The sequence below is a fragment of the uncultured Lutibacter sp. genome, from assembly GCF_947493565.1.
In the GTDB taxonomy this organism is placed as follows: Bacteria; Bacteroidota; Bacteroidia; order Flavobacteriales; family Flavobacteriaceae; genus Lutibacter; species Lutibacter aestuarii.
In genome coordinates this window covers 16235-34156 of sequence record NZ_CANLRG010000009.1, presented here as the reverse complement: position 1 = coordinate 34156, position 17922 = coordinate 16235, and the positions used below count along the sequence as shown (strand labels likewise).

Here is a 17922-nt window from a genome sequence, read left to right as displayed (position 1 = left end):
TTTTTAAATAAAATAATTGTTATTTTGTAACCAAAAAACAACTTATGAGGCATTCTTTATTAAAGTTTATCGCTGTGATTATATTCACAAGCTTATTTTTTAATTGCGCTAGAAGAGGTACTCCTACAGGTGGTGATAAAGATAGTATTCCTCCAGTTTTAATAAAAGCAATTCCAGCTATTGAAACAACTAATTTTAAAGAAACCAAAATAAGAATATATTTTGATGAATACATTAAACTTAAAGATGTAAAAAAACAACTGGTCATTTCACCTCCTCAAAAATACGATCCAATTATATCTCCAGTTGGAACTGCAAGCAAGTTTATTTCAATTAAAATATTAGACACATTAGATCAAAATACAACTTACGCTTTTAATTTTGGCAATAGTATTGTAGATAATAATGAAGAAAATGAATTAGGTAATTTCAAATATGTTTTTTCTACAGGTAATTATATTGATTCCTTAAACTTATCAGGTAAAGTAATCGATCCAATGGTTAAAGAAATGGTTTCAGGCATAGATGTTATGCTCTATGAATATAACGAAACCTATACAGATTCAATTATTTATAAAGAAAAGCCTCGTTATATTGCAAACACCTTAGATAGCACTTTATTTGAACTTACAAACCTTAGAGCTGGAAAATATTTATTGATAGCTTTAAAAGATGCCAACGGAAATAAAATTTACAATCCTGAAATTGATAAAATTGGTTTTATTAATGATACAGTAACCCTACCAACTGATAAAAGTTACAATTTTAATATTTTTAAAGAAATTCCTGAACTAAACGTTATTAAACCAAAAGAAGTTAATAAAGGTCATGCCATATTTGGTTTTTTAGGAAATGCTAAAGATTTAAAAATTGAACTTCTAACCAAAACTCCAGAAAATTTTAAATCGCAAATTATTTACGAAAAAGATAAAGACACTATAAATTATTGGTACACTCCATTTGAAACAGATTCATTAAATTTTATAGTCTCAAAGGATGAATTTTACCAAGAATATACTTTTAAACCAAGAAGCTCTAAAATTGATTCGTTAAAAATTCAAAAAAGCACCAATAGTGTTTTACACTTGTTAGACACCTTTTCCATAGCAACTAACACCCCAATTGTAGCTTTTGATAAATCAAAAATTAAAATTATTGATCAAGACTCTACTGCAGTAGAATTTACACCAATTTTAGCACCTTCTAAAAACAAATTATACCTCAATTTTGATAAAAAACACAATAGCGAGTATAATTTTGAGTTATTACCTAAAACAATTACAGATATTTATGAAATTTCAAATGATACCTTATCTTTTAAATTAAAAACAAAAACCACTGAAGATTATGGTATTATTAATGTTAATTTATCTGCAAGTAAAAAAACAGCTTTAATTGTAGAACTTTTAGATGATAAAAATAATTTAATTAGAACTTCTAAAGTTAAAGAGCCTCAAGTTGTGAAATTTGATTTTTTAAATCCTGGAAATTATACTGTTAGAGTTACTATTGATGAAAATGGAAATGGCATTTGGGATACTGGAGACTTTCTAACAAAAAAACAGCCTGAAGTTGTAAAATATTTTGATGAAATAATAGAGTTGAGAGCCAATTGGGATGTCAACCAGCCTTTTAATTTAGATTAGTTTTTATTTAATTATGGTATTTCTTTAAGTTTTTATTACATTTGAATCTCTAAATTTTTTCTTTTTTGAATAAAATTATAAAAATAACAACCTCAATTCTATTACTATTATTTTCAATAAATAGTAATGCACAAGACGAAGCTAGTCACGAAGTGGGCTTTATTTCAGGATCAGCATCTTTCACAACAGATTATGGGCAACGAAATCACTTAAAAAGTAATGTAGCTGGTAATATAGGTATGGGGGTTGGTGTAATTTATTACTTAAATTTTACTGATTACAGGTATCGATGGAATCAAAGAACTAGCTATTTTGCTGAACATTTTAGAGTAAGAGCTGAAGTTTCGTATATGTCTGCAGAATTAGATCATTTTGGGAAATGGGTTGATGAATCTAAAACTACACCCGAAGCAGATAAATTACGTGCAATGCACGGAGAAACTAAATTGCTTAATTTAGGAGCGCAGTTAGAATTTCATATTGTTGATATTGTAGACTTTGGATCTAGAAGAATTCCAGATTTAAAATGGTCTCCTTATTTAAGTGCTGGTTTAATGGTTGATTTTTACAATCCATCATTAAAATCTGATTTAGGAGATTGGGAAGCAAATCCAAATTTACTCTATCCTAAATGGGCTGTTCCAGGGGCTACTAAAATGAAATCTAATGTGACGGGTTCTGCAACTTTAGGAATTGGAACTAGACGTAAATTAGGTGAATATTCTGATATTTTAATAGAATCTCGTTGGCAATATTTCTTTTCAAATTATGTAGATGGATTAAATGCTAAAAATGATCCTGCTAACAAATATAACGACTGGTTATTATGGGTTCATGTAGGATACGTTTACTATTTAAACTAAAATATATTCTCAATAAAAAAGGAGCTTTTAAAAGCTCCTTTTTTTATATTTATTTTTAAGGTAGCTTTCTAAATAAGTTTTAAGGCTTGTTCTAAATCTTCTATTAAATCTTGCTCATCTTCAATACCAACACTTAATCTAATTAAAGAATCTACTACACCGGTTTTTTCACGTTCTTCTTTTGGAATAGATGCATGAGTCATACTTGCTGGATGACCACTTAAAGATTCAACACCACCTAAAGATTCAGCCAAAGTAAATATTTTTAAATTTTCAACAATCTTAAATGCATCTTCTATCTTATTCCCTTTAGTTACAAAAGACACCATACCTCCAAAATCTTTCATTTGATTTTTTGCCACTTCATAATTTGGATGATCTTCAAAACCTGGCCAATATACCTTTTCAATTTTAGGGTGCTTTGCCAAATATTGCGCTACAGCTTTCCCATTTTCACAATGACGTTGCATACGCACATGCAATGTTTTAATTCCTCTTAACACCAAAAAACTATCCATTGGACCACAAACAGCTCCGCAAGAATTTTGGATAAAATACAGTTGATCTGCTAATGTTTTATCATTCACTATTAAAGCTCCCATAACAACATCCGAATGACCTCCTAAATATTTAGTTGCAGAGTGCATTACAATATCGGCACCCAAATTTAATGGGTTTTGTAAATAAGGTGTTGCAAATGTATTATCTACAGCTAATAAAACCTTATGCTTCTTTGCTACTTTTGAAACTGCCACAATATCTATGATATTCATCATGGGGTTTGTTGGCGTTTCCACCCAAATTAATTTAGTTTTGTTAGAAATATAACTTTCAATATTTGTTGCGTTTTCCATTCCAATAAAATGAAACTTAATTCCGTAATTTTCAAATATTTTAGTGAATATACGGTAAGAACCACCATACAAGTCATTTGTAGAAACTACTTCATCTCCTGGTTTCAATAACTTTAAAACACAGTCAATTGCTGCTAATCCTGAACCAAAAGCCAATCCAAACTTTCCATTTTCAATACTTGCGAAAGCATTTTCTAAAGCTGTACGTGTTGGATTTCCTGTTCGAGAATATTCATACCCCTTATGATCTCCTGGAGAAGCTTGAGCATAAGTTGATGTTTGATATATTGGTGGCATAACCGCTCCAGTTGATGGGTCATGCTGTTGATTTCCGTGAATTGTTTTAGTGTTAAATTTCATCTTGTATTCTCTTTGTTTAGAATTGTATTAGGCTACAAATTTACTTATTCTTTACTTAATCTTTTAATTAATTTCCCTACAGTTAAACCTTGTCCAATAATAGAAAAAACTACAACAATATAGGTAATTACTAAAAATAAATCTCTATGCATTTCAGAAGTTAAACTCAATGCTAATGCAATAGAAATTCCTCCTCGTAAACCACCCCAAGTCATAATTAAATTTGTGTTTGGTACAAAATCTAACTTTTTCGCAAATAGTTTTATTGGCAACATTAACGATAAATAACGAGCTAATAGTAAGGTTGGAACACAAAATATACCTGCAAGAATGTATTGATGGTTATAGGTAAGAATTAGAATTTCCATACCAATCATTACAAATAAAATGGTATTCAATAAAATATCGATTAACTCCCAAAATTTATCTACATATTGTTCTGTAGTTTTACTCATTGTTGTTTGCCTAACAGTATCATGTCCGACTATTAAACCTGCAGTAACCATAGCTAATGGAGCTGATAAATGTAAATACTGGGCTAAAACGGTTCCTCCCATAACTGCCGCAATGGTTATTATAACTTCAACATCATAATCATCTATAGATTTTAATAATTTGTAAGTTATCCATCCCAATAAAAATCCTAAACCTATTCCTCCGATAACTTCAACTAAAAACATTTCGGCTACATGCATAAAAGTAACATCTCCACCACCTTTAGCGATTTGATAAATTGTTAAAAACACAACAACTCCTACTCCATCATTAAACAACGATTCACCAACAATTTTGGTTTCTAAATTTTTAGGTGCTCCAACTTGCTTAAGGATGCCTAAAACAGCAATTGGGTCTGTTGGTGAAATTAATGCCCCAAATAATAAACAGTAAATAAAATCTACTTCTAAAGTTAGCATTTGTAATAAAAAGTAAACTAATACACCTACTAAAAAAGTAGAGGTAATAGTACTAAATGTTGCAAAAGTTAGAATTGGTTTTCGTTGTATTTTTAGTTGCTGAAAATTGGTATGTAAAGCACCTGCAAATAGCAAAAAACTTAACATTACATCTAACAATACAGTTTTAAAATCTATTTGAAAAATTAATTGTTTTTCATGCTCCAACAAAGTATCATCAACAAAGCTTGTTGCCAAAATTAATAACGTAAAAATAATGGTAATTACCATTAATCCTATCGTATTTGGAAGCCTTAAATAACGAACATTTAAGTATCCAAATAATGCAGAAATAACAATTAAAATTGAGGCAATGGCAAACAAACTCATCCTAAATAAATTTCATAAGTTGAAGAATGATTCCCAAATGAATACCTTCATGGTATAAATTGAATGAAATTGCATCTTCCACAGAATTTAAAGTAACATTAATACTTGTTGTGTATTGATTGTATTGTTTAAAAACTCCTTTAGCATAATCTTCTTTTAAGAGTAGAGGTAATTCTAAAAATTGTTTTTTTATGGTCGCAAATTCTGCTTCAGAAATCATGTAATTTGGTGCCGATCCTTTTTGAAAATTTTCTATCATTTCATTTGACACCAAACATTTCAATCCAGATAATTTATAACACAACAATTGTTGAGTTACAAGTAAATGTGTCAAATTCCAAGCAATATTATTTTTAAATCCTTCAGGTATTTTATTCAGCTGTTCAATGGTTAAATTTTCTGTAATTTTTAATAAAAATTTTCTTGTAATAAGTAAAGTATCTATTTGATTTTGCATGCTAATTTGAATTTTTAATTTTATTCAAATTTAAAATAAAAAGTCAGTAATTTTACTGAGAACTCTATTTATTAAAAAATGAAAAAAATTTATTATTTAAAAACTTGTGATACTTGTAGAAGAATTTTAAAAGAAATGGATATTACTAATTATATACTACAAGAAATTAAAACAGAACCAATTACTGTAAAACAGTTAGATGAACTTTTTTCCTTAACTAAAAGCTATGAAGTTTTATTTAGCAGAAGAGCTAAAAAATACAAACAAATGGACTTAAAAAATCAAAATTTAACTGAAAAAGATTATCGACAGTTAATTTTAGATGAATATACGTTTTTAAAACGACCTGTTATTATTAATGAAAATGAAGTTTTTGTAGGAAGTAATAAAAAGAAAGTGGTTTAAATTAACTATTTTTTAATTTAAGATTCAATAAATTACATTTATCACATTAATGATACAAAAGTAACATTAGACACATTATAATTTCATTTAAAATATAAATTTGTTCTTATATTAAAAACAATTTTATATTATGAAAAAACATATGCTATTATTGGTTGCTTTGGTTATTGCAACAAGTGCAAGTGCACAATTTTATGTAAGTGCTAGCGGCGGTTATGCAATCCCAAGTGCTGGTGTATTAATGGGTACTAAAGTAACAGCAACAAAAACTGAAAATACGTACGGAAGCTATGGCGAAGGCTTAAATGGGCAATTACGTTTTGGATATTCTATCAATGAAACTTTTGGAGTTGAGTTAGGACTTGGATATTTACATGGTTCTGATCAAATCAAAAGCGATGTTAATATTCCAAACTACAGAATTACAGATGCTGTAGCTAGAGGTAGAGCTTTTGGTGTATTACCTCAATTAACTTATAAATTTAACAGTCATTTTTATGGTAGAATTGGCGCATTACTTAAAGTTGGTGGTAAAACAGAAGCTGTAGTAGATGATAAAAACTATATGTATGACGCCGAAAACGGTATTACTATCTCACAAGCTCTTAATCTTCCTTCAGGATCATATACACATACAACATATACAGAAGATTACCATGGAAAATTACCTTTAGGAATAGTAGCTGCTATGGGATACAAATTTGATTTAAGTGAAAAATGGTCTCTATTTACTGAACTTGAGTATATGGGTGTTAGTGTTAAACGTAAAGACTCTGAATTGGCAGAATTTAATACTGATGTTGTTTTAGCAGATGGCACTATTGCAGTTCCTGGTTTGTACACATTAGATAACCTGCCTGATGGATATGTTAAAAAAACAACATATGTAGATGAATTATCAAATGCTAATACAGATCCTTCAAAAAAATTATCTGAAAGAGTGCCTTATTCTTCTTTTGGGTTAAATATTGGTATTACTTATACTTTTTCTAAAAAATAAGCTAAATTTTAGCTAACAAAAAAGCCGTTTAGAATTCTAAACGGCTTTTTGTTAAAGTTTTTTAAGTTTAATTACTCGTTAATTTTACATTTGATTCTTCAATAATTTTATTAAAATCTTCTTCAGAAATATTTGATTTTAAACCAAGTAAAACAAAATCTTCATCGCTTTTTACTTTTAAAACCAATTCCCTAATTTTATTTTTCTTTTGCAAAAAATACAATTCAACTTGTTCTCCTTTCTCATTCAATCTAAATATGGAAGTATATTTGTGTTGTTTTATAAACCTATTAAATTTTTTATTAAGTGATTTCGATCCCTCAGAAAAGATCATGACTCTGTAATGTTTTACTTTTTTTAATAATGTCTCAAATTCTTTTACATCCTCATTTGGTATAAATAAATTGGCTACAAAGGCTGGTGTACTTATTGAAAACTCACAATCATGTTTATTTTCTGAATAAAAGGAATTGAATGACGTTTGTGCAGCACAAGAAGTTAATACAATGACTGCAAAAAAAGTTAAAATATAGTTTTTCATAAAAAAAGGTGTTTAATTTATGACGATTAAACACCCTTTTTGTTTCTTCTTTAAAACATTTTATTTCTTTTTGTATAACATTGGATTGGTATCCTCATCATTATACATTTTCATTTGTTTATACACTTTTACGTATTTTTCACCTGTGGCATAATCATGTAACAATTCATTAATTGCAGTAGATAAGTCTACTCTTTGTTCTAATAACACATTTAATTTTTGTTGACACTTTGCTCTATGTTCTTCAGAAGCACTTTCTCTTGTTGCTTCTTCTCGCATATGATATATTTTAAGTGCTAAAATTGATAACCTATCTATAGCCCAAGCTGGAGTTTCAGAATTTATTTTAGCTCCTTCTTTTACTTTTACATCTTTAAATTTATCCAAAAAATAGCTATCAATATATTCAACCATATCCGTCCTATCCTGATTAGAAGCATCAATTTTTCTTTTTAAAACAATCGCTTCTTCAGGGTTAATATCTGGTAAACGAATAATATCTTCATAATGCCATTGGACCGTATCTATCCAGTTTTTTCTATACAATAAATGCTCAAAAGAATTTTTATCATACGGATTTTCAAAAGGTTGGTCCACGCTATCAATTATATGGTATTTTTCAATTACCTCATCAAAAAGTTTGTTGTATTGGTTTGCTAAATCTATCATTGTTTTTCTAATATATGTAAATATTCAACTGTTTCAGTTGCTTTGTGATTTCTGTTTTCAGTCTTATCAGCTTTAAAGCGCTGATAATTAACTTTTTTTAAACTATACTTTCCATAAGTACTCATTATAGTACTCACCTCATTTTCAGTCATTAAACCCTCATTATTATAACTTAAAAAAATGTATCTAAAGTTAGCATTTTTTATCAACTCTTCGAAAGATTTTTTCACTTCATTTTTCTTACAATAAGATGATTTATAATAAGCTCTTAAACCCGTTTTCCCTTTTGGTTCAAAGTCATCATATTTAGCAATAGTTGTTAGTATGTGATAATTTGCTCCATATTGCCTCGAATTGTATGGTGGATCCAGATACAAAATATCGCCTTTTATTTTGGTGATAAGTTGATTACTATCTTTATTAAAAACCTGATGTGTATGTTTAGATTCGGAAAAAAAAGCTGGTGTTATTTGAATTTTTTTTTGTGCAGATTTTTTAAGACTTTTTAAGTAAGCTCCATAAACAGAGGCTGTATTGGCAACTTTATCGGCACTTTCAATTAATGATGCTAGTAAATAAAAATAAAGGTCTTCTGTTATTTTATTATAGTGTTTCCATTCTTCAATTTTTTGCCTCACAGCATCAATTTTTTTTCCATTTTCTTTAGAAAAATAAAGTCTATTTCCGCTACCTCCTTCACTATAATTTTGAAAAATAAATCCTTCAACGCCTTCTAAATTATTTAACGTATCAATAAAATTTGAATAATCATACGCTTTATTATTTCCTATATAATTTCTGTTTAAAACATAACTATAATACTCTACGTCGTTTGCAATAATTTTTTTAACCAAAGGTTTAAAAGTCCTACCTACACTTCCAGTTCCAGCAAACAAATCACAAAAAATTAACTTTGATATATCTAAATCAACAGTATCAATAATGGAGTTTTTAATAAATGTAGATAATGTATGTTTTGAGCCTATATAATTCAATTTAAATATTGATTATTGATGTTAGAGATTTATAAATATATTAGTTAAATTATTATTTAATTGCCCAAATAATATCGGATGTTATTATTTGATTTTGAAAATAAAATTTTTCTAAATTTTGAACATCAAAAGTACTTAAATAAGTTGAAATGATATTTTTTAACCACATTAAGTCTGCTTTTAGCCTCCAATGTTCTTGTTCGTTTGCTGTATTAATTAATACAATAAAAAGTCTATTTTTAAAATGTTTACGTTGCTGTTTGCTTTGGTTTTTATAAAACCAATTTATTAATTCTCTTTTATGCTCTATGGCATAAGGAATTGATTTTTTAAATCCTTTAGGGAAAATGGTTGTTTTATGATCAAAAGGAATTTGTTGAATAAAAAAATCGACATATTTATCCTTTGTATTTTGATGTGGATAAACAGATTGATGTTTACAAAAAAACTCTTCAACTGCTTTTGCTGACCAAAAATTAAACCACCTATTTAAAGCATAATTTTTAAAGCTTGTAGAAACTGAAGTGTCTTTAAAATTTGTTTCAATTTCTTTTAAAAGCGTTTCAAAATTAGCACTTTTATAAATAAAATTAGTTTCTTTATCAAAATTATCAACCTGTTTTCTACCCCAAGAGTACGGAAAATCTAATCTTTTTTTTAATTCATTTTCAAGCAATTTATAATCCATTTATACTACATAAATTTACGTTCAATTAAGTTTATTAAGCGTTCTTCATATTCCTCTTTTCCACTCCAATCATAATCGGGTTTTACTAAGTTAAATAAAAAGTCTTTCGTTTCTTTTTCTGTTTTAAATGAGTTTAACTGAGATAACACCCTGTTAAAATCTTCTTGACTTCCGTCAAATAAATACTTTACAAAAGCAATTCTATCATTTAATCCAATTTGCAAATTACTTTTAAACAAAGCGTCGTTTATTGATCTACTTCCACTAGTAGGGGCTTCATCAACTGTAGGACTTTCTTTGGTTGCTTTTTCAAAAAGATTGGTTGCAACATCGGCCGAAATTGCATCTTTAAATTCTTCATCTAAATTAGGTTGAATTGATGGTATTTCTTTCATATCATTTTTAGCCATCATATCTTTTTCACTAAAAATTTCTTCAACTTGAGTTTCCGTTAACGGTTCTTTTCCTTCCTTTTCTTTTTCAACTTCAGTTATAGATTGTACGGTAACTTCAACATCTTCATTTTTCTCTTCTATATTAAGTTCTTCATCTTTTAAATTACCTTCTAAATTTGATTCAACGAATTTCAAAACCGTTAGTTTTTCATAAATTGCTTGTGCTTTTTTATGCAACACAAGAATATTATTATTTTTTTGTTCTAAAATACTGTGTGCTAGACTTACTAATTCAGCTTCTATTTTTTTGTGCATAAGTTGATATGTTAAATGATATTTGGTGTGTTATTTTTAATAAATTTGTACAAATCAAAATAGAATTTTCTTGTTTTAAGATTATATTTTAACGAATATAAAAAATATGATCGTTCTATTTTTGCATTTATTTTAAAATGAAAAGATTACAATAACCTTTCAAGCGTGAAATTACAAAATGTTTCTTGAAAATACCGTAAATCATACAGAACAATTTGGTTGGATTGAAGTTATTTGTGGATCCATGTTTTCTGGTAAAACAGAGGAATTGATTCGCAGGTTAAAACGAGCTCAGTTTGCCAAACAAAAAGTTGAAATTTTTAAACCTGCTATAGATATTAGATATGATGATGAAAAAGTAGTTTCACATGATGCTAATGAAATTAGATCTACACCTGTACCTTCATCAGGAAATATTAGAATTTTAGCTACTGATGTTGACGTTATTGGTATTGATGAAGCTCAATTTTTTGATGATGAAATTGTTGCTGTTTGTAATGATTTGGCAAATAGAGGAGTTCGTGTAATTGTTGCTGGTTTAGACATGGATTTTAAAGGAAATCCGTTTGGTCCAATGCCTGCACTTATGGCAACTGCTGAATATGTAACCAAAGTTCATGCAGTTTGTACCAGAACTGGAAATTTAGCACATTACAGTCACAGAACTGCTGCAAGTGAAGAACTTGTTTTGCTTGGAGAAACGCAAGAATACGAGCCTTTAAGCAGAGCTGCATATTTTAAGGCAATAAAAGAAGAGAAAAAGAAAAAAGCGGAGCCAAATAATGGAAAATAACCACGTTACGGTGCTTGAAATAGATTTAAATGCCATAGATTATAACCTAAACTACTTTAAATCTAAAATTAAAAATTCTACAAAAATTTTAGCAGTTGTTAAAGCCTTTGGATATGGCAGTAATCCAGTTGAAATAGCAAAACATATTGAGTCTAAAGTACATTACTTTGCTGTTGCATATTTAGACGAAGGCATTGCACTTAGAAAGGCAGGCATTAAACTACCTATTTTAGTACTTCATCCACTAAAATTAAATTTTGAAAAAATTATTAAATATAATTTAGAACCAAATATTTATTCTTTAGATTTACTACAATCATTTATCGAAATCTCAAAAAATTTAAACCTAAAAAACTATCCAATTCATATTAAGTTTAATACAGGATTAAACAGGTTGGGATTTTCTAAAAGTGATATTTCAAAAATATCAACCATTGTTAATAAACAAGATGCTATTGAAATAATTTCAATGTTTTCTCATATTGCTGCTAGTGAAGATTTAGAAGAAAGAGCATTTACTTTACAGCAAATAGATACTTTTAAAATGCTTTCTAAAGCACTAATCACAAACTTAAAAAACACCCCTTTTAAACACATGTTAAACACCTCAGGTATTATAAATTATGCCAATGAAGCACAATTTGACATGGTTCGTTTAGGAATAGGATTGTATGGTTTTGGAAATGATAAACAAATAACTACAACGCTAAAAAATGTACTCACTTTAAAATCCGTTATTTCTCAAATTCATACTATAAATAAAGGAGAAAGCGTGGGTTACAATCGCGCATATACAGCAACAACTAAAATTCAAACTGCAACTATCCCAATTGGACATGCAGATGGAATTTCAAGACAACTAGGGAATGGCGTTGGCTATGTATATATAAATAATCAAAAGGCTTCAATTGTTGGAAATGTTTGTATGGATATGATTATGGTTAACGTGACAGGGATAAATTGTTGCGAAGGTGATGAAGTTTTAATCTACAAAAACAAAGAACATATTGAAGATTTAAGCAATCGATTAAATACAATTCCATACGAATTAATTACCGCTATTTCTCAAAGAATAAGAAGAGTGTTAAAGGAATGTTAATGAAATTATTTTTTTTATTACATTAGCACCTAAGAAATTAATTAACTAAAACTTTAAAAAAATGGGAATGTTAAAAGAGTTTAAAGACTTTGCAATGAAGGGAAACCTTGTTGACATTGCAGTAGGTTTTGTAATGGGTGCAGCTTTTAAAAGTGTTGTAACCTCATTTACTGGAGGCATTGTTTCTCCCCTTGTTGGGCTAATATTTAAATCTGATTTTAAAGATTTAAAATGGATTGTAACTGAGGGAGTTGCTAATGATGCTGGTGAAGTAGTTGGTGAAGTTGCAGTACTTTATGGTGATTTTTTAACAAATGTTATCGACTTTATTATTGTTGCATTTGTTATGTTTATGATGATTAAAGGAATCAATAAAACCAAAAAGAAAGAAGAACCTGCTCCTGAAGCACCTAAAGGACCTTCCCAAGAAGAATTATTAACAGAAATTAGAGATTTATTATCTAAAAAATAAACCAAACTTTCTTTAATTTATGAAAGGGCTCTCAATATATACGGGAGTCCTTTTTTAGTATATTTTTTTAGATTCGTATACTTCTGCTATTGTGGGTGAGTTTTCAACTTTTTTGATAAGTACCAACTCATCGTTTACTAAAACACTTCCTGTTTGATTTACTTTAAAATAAATTCCACTTTTAGTAGAATTCCAAAATTGCTTTAGTATATTTTGTGTTCCAAAAACAAGCCCTAATTTAAAACAAGGTTGTCTAGGTTTAGTAACTTCAATTATAACTTCGCCTACCTTATAGGTATCTCCAACACAAATTGTAGTTTCATCTAAATTAGAAATGGTCAAATTTTCTCCAAACATGCCAAACCTCCAATCTAAATTTGGATATAATTGCTTCCAATACTCATAATGATTTTCAGAATAAGCATAAACCGCCTTATCTACGCCACCATGATATCTTCTATCAATTACAGCATCATTAACTACATCTTCTTTCCCTAAAAAGATAGGTTGTTTAATCGGAAATTTAAAAATTCCTGTTACAACCTTTTTCCCTTTGTAGTCAATTGTTTTTTTATCGCCAATATTTACTGAAACAACTTTCATTTTTAACTAGTATTAATCTTCATATTTACTAAGTTCATCAGCTATTTTTCTATCATTGGATAAACGTGGAACTTTATTTTGACCACCTAACTTTCCAACTGATTTCATATACTTATTAAAGCCTCCTTTTTTAATAATTGTGACTTTTAAAGGGCGTAAAATTTTTCCATCAATTAAATCAAAATAATAACTATTTTGTTGTTGTAACGCATTATCTACTGCTCCTGAAAATTTTTCAAGATCATCAGGTTTATTCTCAAATTCAATAAACCATTCATGATACGGCAATCCTGAACTAGGTGAAATTTGTGGAGCTACCGTAAATTCATTTACTCTAATTGAAGTTCCTTTTGTTTGGCTATTAATAGCATCTTCTACTTCTTTTCCAATCACATGTTCACCAAAAGCTGAAATAAAATGTTTGATACGACCTGTAACAATAATTCTATGTGGGTTTAATGAAACAAACTCTATTGTATCTCCAATATTATACCCCCACAAACCTGCATTGGTATTTAAAATAATAACGTAATTAACACCTAATTCTACATCTTCTAGTGAAATTCTAGTTGGGGTTTCATTATAAAATTCTTCAGCAGGAATAAATTCATAAAATATTCCGTTATTGGTTAATAGTAACATTCCTTTAGCTGTTTGAGAATCTTGATAAGCAATAAACCCTTCAGAAGCAGGATATAACTCAATAGTATCTACTTTTCTTCCTATTAAATTTTCAAACTTATTTCTGTAAGGCTCATAATTAACTCCTCCATAAACAAATAAATTAAAATTTGGAAAAATATCACCCACTTTTTTACCTGTCCGTTCAATTAACTTTTCAAAATACATTTGTACCCAAGATGGAATTCCGCTTATTAAAGTCATATTTTCATGAACGGTTTCATCAACTATGGCTTCAATTTTCTTTTCCCAATCATCAATACAATTAGTTTCCCAACTTGGCATTCTATTTTTGGTTAAATAGTTTGGTACATAATGTGCAGAAATACCAGATAGCCTACCAGTTTTAACTCCATTTTTTTCATCTAACTCAGGACTTCCTTGTAAAAAAATCATTTTCCCATTTAAAAAGTCGGTGTTTTGAGTTTCATTGATATAAAGCAATAAGGAGTTTTTAGCTGCACTTATATGAGTTGGCATAGATTGTTTAGTGAGCGGTATATATTTTGCTCCAGAAGTGGTTCCTGAAGTTTTTGCAAAATACAAAGGTTTCCCTTTCCATAATACATCTGCTTCACCATCAACCGCTTTTTCTACATAAGTTTTCAGCGCTTCATAATCTCTAATTGGCACGTGCTTTTTAAAATCTTGATACGAGTTTATTTTAGAGAAATGGTGGTCTTTTCCAAACTTAGTATGTTGAGCTTGTTTTATAAGTTTTTTTAATAATTTATATTGAATTTTAACTGCATTACTGCTCTCTTTATATGTTTTTGCTGCAATGCTTTTTGCAAATGGTTTTGCTAAAATTGATTTTAAGCTCATAGTTTTTATTCGAAATCAATATAATTAATTGGGTTTACTGGATAACCTTCATTCCATAATTCAAAATGTAAATGTGGCCCAGTACTTAGTTCTCCTGTATCTCCTGCTGACGCAATAACTTCTCCCGAAACTACTAAATCACCTTGTTGTTTATGTAAAGACGTATTGTGCTTGTATATGGATATAAATCCTTGAATGTGCTCTACAATTATCACATGACCTGTTTGCGCCGTCCATTCTGCAAAAATTACGGTGCCATCAGCAACTGTTTTCACTGGAGTTCCCATTTCTACAGCTATATCAACTGCAAAATGTTTTAATTTTGCATTGTAGCCTTCTGTTAATGTTCCAACAACAGGTGCAAAAAATACAATATCAGCATCTTTAGTGGCTTCATTAAAAATACTGTACCTATCTGCTCTTTCAATTTCTTGACGAAATTCTAAATCTACCTCTGAAGGTTCTAAATTCATCGTATCTTTATCATACTGAATTACTTGAAGCGCTGAGTCTTTATCAAATAAAACTTCTGAAACTTCTCCAGTTAATAATTCTTTTACTTTTTTAATATATACATTATTTACCTCCAAAACTTGCTCTAGAGAATCTACTTTGTAAACTAACTGCGTAGCTTCTTTTTTTAGTTTGGTTGATGAGTATCCTGGAATATATTCTCTTAAAGGCGTAAACGCAATTAAAAAAATAGTTGCAACAATAAGTATAATTGAAAATAAACTTCCAAAAATAAACACATTTAATCGGTTTAATTTAAATGTTAATTTTTCTTCAAAAGTATTTTCATTTAAAATAACCAATCGGTATTTATTGATTAATTTCTGCCTAAATTTTCCTTTATTTTTAGGTTTTTTTGTCATAATGCTACTTCAAACAAATATACAACGAAAATATGTTTATTTAATTTTAAACTGTTAATGTTACTATGTTAAAACTTAGCTAAAATTACTATTTATAAAAATTCATTTCATCTATATAACTCCAAACGTTTGTTGGCAACATAGTACGTATATCTTTATTCTCTTTTATAGCATTTCTTATAAATGTTGAAGAAATTTCAACTATTGGTGCATTTACAATTTGTATTTTAGAATGGTTTTTAAATTGATGTTCCACTTTTCCTTCAGATACTCTAGGATACACATACAGTTCATAATTTTGAAGAATGGTTTCATAATTTTTCCATTTATGAAAACCTTTTAAATTATCTTCACCCATAATTAAACAAAATTGATGATTTGTGTATTTTTCTTCTAAATGTACAAGTGTGTTAATGGTATAATTAGGTTGAGGCAAATCAAATTCAATAGATGATGTCTTTAATTTTGGATATTCCTCAACGGCAATAGTTACCAACGCCAATCTATGATGATTGCTTAACATTGATTTTTTTTGTTTGAATGGACTTTGTGGGGTAATTACAAACCAAACCTCATCCAAATCTGAAAATTCAGCAATATAATTTGCAATAATCATATGTCCAATATGAATTGGATTAAAGGTTCCAAAAAACAATCCTACTTTCATTTATTTAATAAACTTTTGAACTAAAGTATAGGCTTCTTCTTTTGCTACTTTTAAATCATCATTTATTAAAATAACATCAAAATCTGTTGCGTATTTTAATTCCTTTTCAGCTTTAGCAACACGTTCCTTAATTTTTTCTTCACTATCAGTTTGCCGATCTCTAAGCCTTCTTTCCATCTCTTTTATTGAAGGAGGTTGCACAAAAATAGCCAAGGTTTTGTTGGGAAATTGTTTTTTAATATTTAAACCGCCTATAACATCAATATCAAAAATTACATGTTTTCCTTGTTTCCAAATTCGTTCAACTTCATTTTTAAGTGTTCCATAATAATTATTATGGTAAACCTCTTCCCACTCAATAAAATCATCTTTTTTAATATGCTCTTGAAATTTCTTTAAGGATATAAAATAATAATCTTTCCCATCAATTTCATTCCCTCTTTTATTTCGAGATGTTGCTGAAATTGAAAAATCTAAATTTAATTCTTGTTGCTTTAACAAATGATGAACAATTGTTGTTTTACCTGAACCAGAAGGCGCTGAAAAAACAATTAGTTTTCCTTCTTTTTTCATAAGTTTAAAGTACGTTTAAATTTTGTTCTTTTATTTTTTCCAACTCATCTTTCATTTGAACTACAACTTTTTGCATTCCTGCAAAGTTAGATTTAGAGCCAATAGTATTAATTTCTCTTCCAATTTCTTGAGTGATAAATCCTAACTTTTTACCATTTGAAATTTCAGATTTCAATTCTTTTCTAAAATAGTCTAAATGATTTTTAAGTCGTACTTTTTCTTCAGTAATATCTAGTTTTTCTATGTAGTAAATAAGTTCTTGTTCAAATCTGTTTTGATCTACTTTGGTTTCTAATTCTGCAATAGCCTTTGATAATTTTTCTTTCACCTGCTCCATTCTCTGAGGATCTAATTCAATTACCTTTTCTAATAAATTTTCAATATTAGAAATTCGCAATTCAAAATCTTGATGCAAGGCTTTTCCTTCATCAAATCTATAGGTATTAATTTTCACAGCTGTTTCATCAATTGCTTTATTAATTTGCAACCATTCTTCCTCATCAAGCTCTTCTCTTTCAGTTTTTAATGAATCTGGCAAACGAACTGCCATTTTTAATAATTCAACTTCACTAGAATCAACAATACTTTTCAATTGATTCATATATTCTTTCACCACTTTTTCATTAATTTTTGAGGAAAGTTCACCTCCATTATCTTCAATATATATTGAAAAATCAATTTTACCTCTTACTAATAATGAAGCCAGCTTTTTGCGAATATCCAATTCTTTTTCTCTATAATAAGAAGGAATACGAACATTTAAATCTAAATTTTTACTATTTAAAGATTTTAATTCTACCGTAATTTTTTTGGTGGAAAGTTGTAATACGGTTTTACCGTATCCGGTCATTGATTGTATCATA

At 28.6% G+C, this 17922-nt stretch carries 20 protein-coding genes and 1 pseudogene; 7 read left to right on the top strand and 14 right to left on the bottom strand.

Features of this window, described 5'->3' with window-relative positions; translation table 11 throughout:
* Window positions 1–44 precede the first annotated feature (44 nt).
* Window positions 45–1646 carry an Ig-like domain-containing protein gene (locus Q0714_RS11905; protein ID WP_298265337.1) on the top strand — a complete coding sequence of 534 codons (1602 nt, stop codon included), beginning with the start codon at window positions 45–47 and terminating at the stop codon, window positions 1644–1646.
* Between the two features lie 65 nt (window positions 1647–1711).
* On the top strand, window positions 1712–2509 hold the full coding sequence (locus Q0714_RS11900; RefSeq protein ID WP_298265335.1) for a glutamate dehydrogenase: 798 nt from the start codon (window positions 1712–1714) through the stop codon (window positions 2507–2509).
* A gap of 68 nt (window positions 2510–2577) precedes the next feature.
* Here the strand turns inward: Q0714_RS11900 and Q0714_RS11895 are convergent.
* The 3 genes and pseudogenes from Q0714_RS11895 to Q0714_RS11885 all read right to left on the bottom strand — a co-directional run.
* Window positions 2578–3729, bottom strand: a pseudogene (locus tag Q0714_RS11895) (cystathionine gamma-synthase); the annotation flags it as partial.
* 38 nt (window positions 3730–3767) lie between these two features.
* Window positions 3768–5006, bottom strand: a complete 1239-nt coding sequence (locus tag Q0714_RS11890) for a sodium:proton antiporter (RefSeq protein ID WP_298265333.1) — start codon at window positions 5004–5006, stop codon at window positions 3768–3770.
* 1 nt (window position 5007) lies between these two features.
* Complete coding sequence (locus Q0714_RS11885; RefSeq protein ID WP_298265331.1) at window positions 5008–5463, bottom strand: DinB family protein; 456 nt, start codon at window positions 5461–5463, stop codon at window positions 5008–5010.
* A gap of 78 nt (window positions 5464–5541) precedes the next feature.
* Here Q0714_RS11885 and Q0714_RS11880 point away from each other — a divergent pair, with 78 nt between their 5' ends.
* Together Q0714_RS11880 and Q0714_RS11875 are read left to right on the top strand one after the other, a co-directional pair.
* On the top strand, window positions 5542–5868 hold the full coding sequence (locus Q0714_RS11880) for an arsenate reductase family protein (protein WP_298265329.1): 327 nt from the start codon (window positions 5542–5544) through the stop codon (window positions 5866–5868).
* Window positions 5869–5998: 130 nt separating this feature from the next.
* A complete protein-coding gene (locus tag Q0714_RS11875; protein ID WP_298265327.1) occupies window positions 5999–6868 on the top strand; it encodes an outer membrane beta-barrel protein in 870 nt (289 codons plus the stop codon).
* A gap of 67 nt (window positions 6869–6935) precedes the next feature.
* On the opposite strand, the gene Q0714_RS11870 is transcribed toward Q0714_RS11875, so the two are convergent.
* From Q0714_RS11870 to Q0714_RS11850, 5 genes are read right to left on the bottom strand one after another with little or no spacing between them, the layout of a single operon-like run.
* Window positions 6936–7409, bottom strand: a complete 474-nt coding sequence (locus Q0714_RS11870) for a DUF4252 domain-containing protein (RefSeq protein WP_298265325.1) — start codon at window positions 7407–7409, stop codon at window positions 6936–6938.
* Window positions 7410–7469: 60 nt separating this feature from the next.
* A complete protein-coding gene (locus Q0714_RS11865; RefSeq protein WP_298265323.1) occupies window positions 7470–8078 on the bottom strand; it encodes a DUF4254 domain-containing protein in 609 nt (202 codons plus the stop codon).
* Window positions 8075–9073, bottom strand: coding sequence for a DNA adenine methylase (locus Q0714_RS11860; RefSeq protein ID WP_298265321.1), 999 nt, complete (start codon window positions 9071–9073; stop codon window positions 8075–8077). Before Q0714_RS11860 ends, Q0714_RS11865 begins: the two co-directional genes overlap by 4 nt.
* Before the next feature lie 52 nt (window positions 9074–9125).
* Window positions 9126–9761 carry a hypothetical protein gene (locus Q0714_RS11855; protein WP_298265319.1) on the bottom strand — a complete coding sequence of 212 codons (636 nt, stop codon included), beginning with the start codon at window positions 9759–9761 and terminating at the stop codon, window positions 9126–9128.
* A gap of 5 nt (window positions 9762–9766) precedes the next feature.
* A complete protein-coding gene (locus Q0714_RS11850; RefSeq protein ID WP_298265317.1) occupies window positions 9767–10471 on the bottom strand; it encodes a hypothetical protein in 705 nt (234 codons plus the stop codon).
* A 178-nt stretch (window positions 10472–10649) separates the two neighbouring features.
* On the opposite strand from Q0714_RS11850, the gene Q0714_RS11845 reads away from it, so the two are divergent.
* The 3 genes from Q0714_RS11845 (at window position 10650) to mscL (ending at window position 12835) form a co-directional block, all read left to right on the top strand.
* A complete protein-coding gene (locus Q0714_RS11845) occupies window positions 10650–11264 on the top strand; it encodes a thymidine kinase (RefSeq protein WP_298265315.1) in 615 nt (204 codons plus the stop codon).
* Window positions 11254–12363, top strand: a complete 1110-nt coding sequence (gene alr / locus Q0714_RS11840) for an alanine racemase (RefSeq protein ID WP_298265313.1) — start codon at window positions 11254–11256, stop codon at window positions 12361–12363. Before Q0714_RS11845 ends, alr begins: the two co-directional genes overlap by 11 nt.
* 67 nt (window positions 12364–12430) lie before the next feature.
* The gene (gene mscL, locus Q0714_RS11835; protein WP_298265517.1) at window positions 12431–12835 is read left to right on the top strand and encodes a large-conductance mechanosensitive channel protein MscL; all 405 of its coding nucleotides are present in this window, start codon (window positions 12431–12433) and stop codon (window positions 12833–12835) included.
* A gap of 54 nt (window positions 12836–12889) precedes the next feature.
* Here mscL and Q0714_RS11830 read toward each other — a convergent pair whose 3' ends face one another.
* The 6 genes from Q0714_RS11830 to Q0714_RS11805 all read right to left on the bottom strand — a co-directional run bounded on the left by Q0714_RS11830 (window position 12890) and on the right by Q0714_RS11805 (window position 17921).
* Window positions 12890–13438 (bottom strand): MOSC domain-containing protein, encoded by a 549-nt coding sequence (locus Q0714_RS11830; RefSeq protein ID WP_298265311.1) that lies wholly within the window; start codon window positions 13436–13438, stop codon window positions 12890–12892.
* Between the two features lie 12 nt (window positions 13439–13450).
* Window positions 13451–14944 carry a GH3 auxin-responsive promoter family protein gene (locus Q0714_RS11825; RefSeq protein ID WP_298265309.1) on the bottom strand — a complete coding sequence of 498 codons (1494 nt, stop codon included), beginning with the start codon at window positions 14942–14944 and terminating at the stop codon, window positions 13451–13453.
* A gap of 5 nt (window positions 14945–14949) precedes the next feature.
* A complete protein-coding gene (locus tag Q0714_RS11820; protein ID WP_298265306.1) occupies window positions 14950–15819 on the bottom strand; it encodes a M23 family metallopeptidase in 870 nt (289 codons plus the stop codon).
* Window positions 15820–15907: 88 nt separating this feature from the next.
* Window positions 15908–16486: a nicotinate (nicotinamide) nucleotide adenylyltransferase gene (gene nadD / locus Q0714_RS11815; RefSeq protein WP_298265304.1), complete on the bottom strand. Its 579-nt coding sequence runs from the start codon at window positions 16484–16486 to the stop codon at window positions 15908–15910.
* A complete protein-coding gene (gene gmk, locus Q0714_RS11810; RefSeq protein ID WP_298265302.1) occupies window positions 16487–17059 on the bottom strand; it encodes a guanylate kinase in 573 nt (190 codons plus the stop codon).
* Window positions 17060–17063: 4 nt separating this feature from the next.
* The gene (locus tag Q0714_RS11805; protein WP_298265300.1) at window positions 17064–17921 is read right to left on the bottom strand and encodes a YicC/YloC family endoribonuclease; all 858 of its coding nucleotides are present in this window, start codon (window positions 17919–17921) and stop codon (window positions 17064–17066) included.
* Window position 17922: the final 1 nt, after the last annotated feature.

Coding starts and splice junctions, on each gene's coding strand:
- Q0714_RS11830 (WP_298265311.1), bottom strand. CDS start 13,438: ATGAAAGTTGTTTCAGTAAATATTGGCGATAAAAAAACAATTGACTAC.
- Q0714_RS11870 (WP_298265325.1), bottom strand. CDS start 7,409: ATGAAAAACTATATTTTAACTTTTTTTGCAGTCATTGTATTAACTTCT.
- gmk (WP_298265302.1), bottom strand. CDS start 17,059: ATGAAAAAAGAAGGAAAACTAATTGTTTTTTCAGCGCCTTCTGGTTCA.
- Q0714_RS11890 (WP_298265333.1), bottom strand. CDS start 5,006: ATGAGTTTGTTTGCCATTGCCTCAATTTTAATTGTTATTTCTGCATTA.
- Q0714_RS11885 (WP_298265331.1), bottom strand. CDS start 5,463: ATGCAAAATCAAATAGATACTTTACTTATTACAAGAAAATTTTTATTA.
- Q0714_RS11845 (WP_298265315.1), top strand. CDS start 10,650: ATGTTTCTTGAAAATACCGTAAATCATACAGAACAATTTGGTTGGATT.
- Q0714_RS11805 (WP_298265300.1), bottom strand. CDS start 17,921: ATGATACAATCAATGACCGGATACGGTAAAACCGTATTACAACTTTCC.
- Q0714_RS11875 (WP_298265327.1), top strand. CDS start 5,999: ATGAAAAAACATATGCTATTATTGGTTGCTTTGGTTATTGCAACAAGT.
- Q0714_RS11880 (WP_298265329.1), top strand. CDS start 5,542: ATGAAAAAAATTTATTATTTAAAAACTTGTGATACTTGTAGAAGAATT.
- alr (WP_298265313.1), top strand. CDS start 11,254: ATGGAAAATAACCACGTTACGGTGCTTGAAATAGATTTAAATGCCATA.
- nadD (WP_298265304.1), bottom strand. CDS start 16,486: ATGAAAGTAGGATTGTTTTTTGGAACCTTTAATCCAATTCATATTGGA.
- Q0714_RS11855 (WP_298265319.1), bottom strand. CDS start 9,761: ATGGATTATAAATTGCTTGAAAATGAATTAAAAAAAAGATTAGATTTT.
- mscL (WP_298265517.1), top strand. CDS start 12,431: ATGTTAAAAGAGTTTAAAGACTTTGCAATGAAGGGAAACCTTGTTGAC.
- Q0714_RS11825 (WP_298265309.1), bottom strand. CDS start 14,944: ATGAGCTTAAAATCAATTTTAGCAAAACCATTTGCAAAAAGCATTGCA.
- Q0714_RS11850 (WP_298265317.1), bottom strand. CDS start 10,471: ATGCACAAAAAAATAGAAGCTGAATTAGTAAGTCTAGCACACAGTATT.
- Q0714_RS11865 (WP_298265323.1), bottom strand. CDS start 8,078: ATGATAGATTTAGCAAACCAATACAACAAACTTTTTGATGAGGTAATT.
- Q0714_RS11905 (WP_298265337.1), top strand. CDS start 45: ATGAGGCATTCTTTATTAAAGTTTATCGCTGTGATTATATTCACAAGC.
- Q0714_RS11820 (WP_298265306.1), bottom strand. CDS start 15,819: ATGACAAAAAAACCTAAAAATAAAGGAAAATTTAGGCAGAAATTAATC.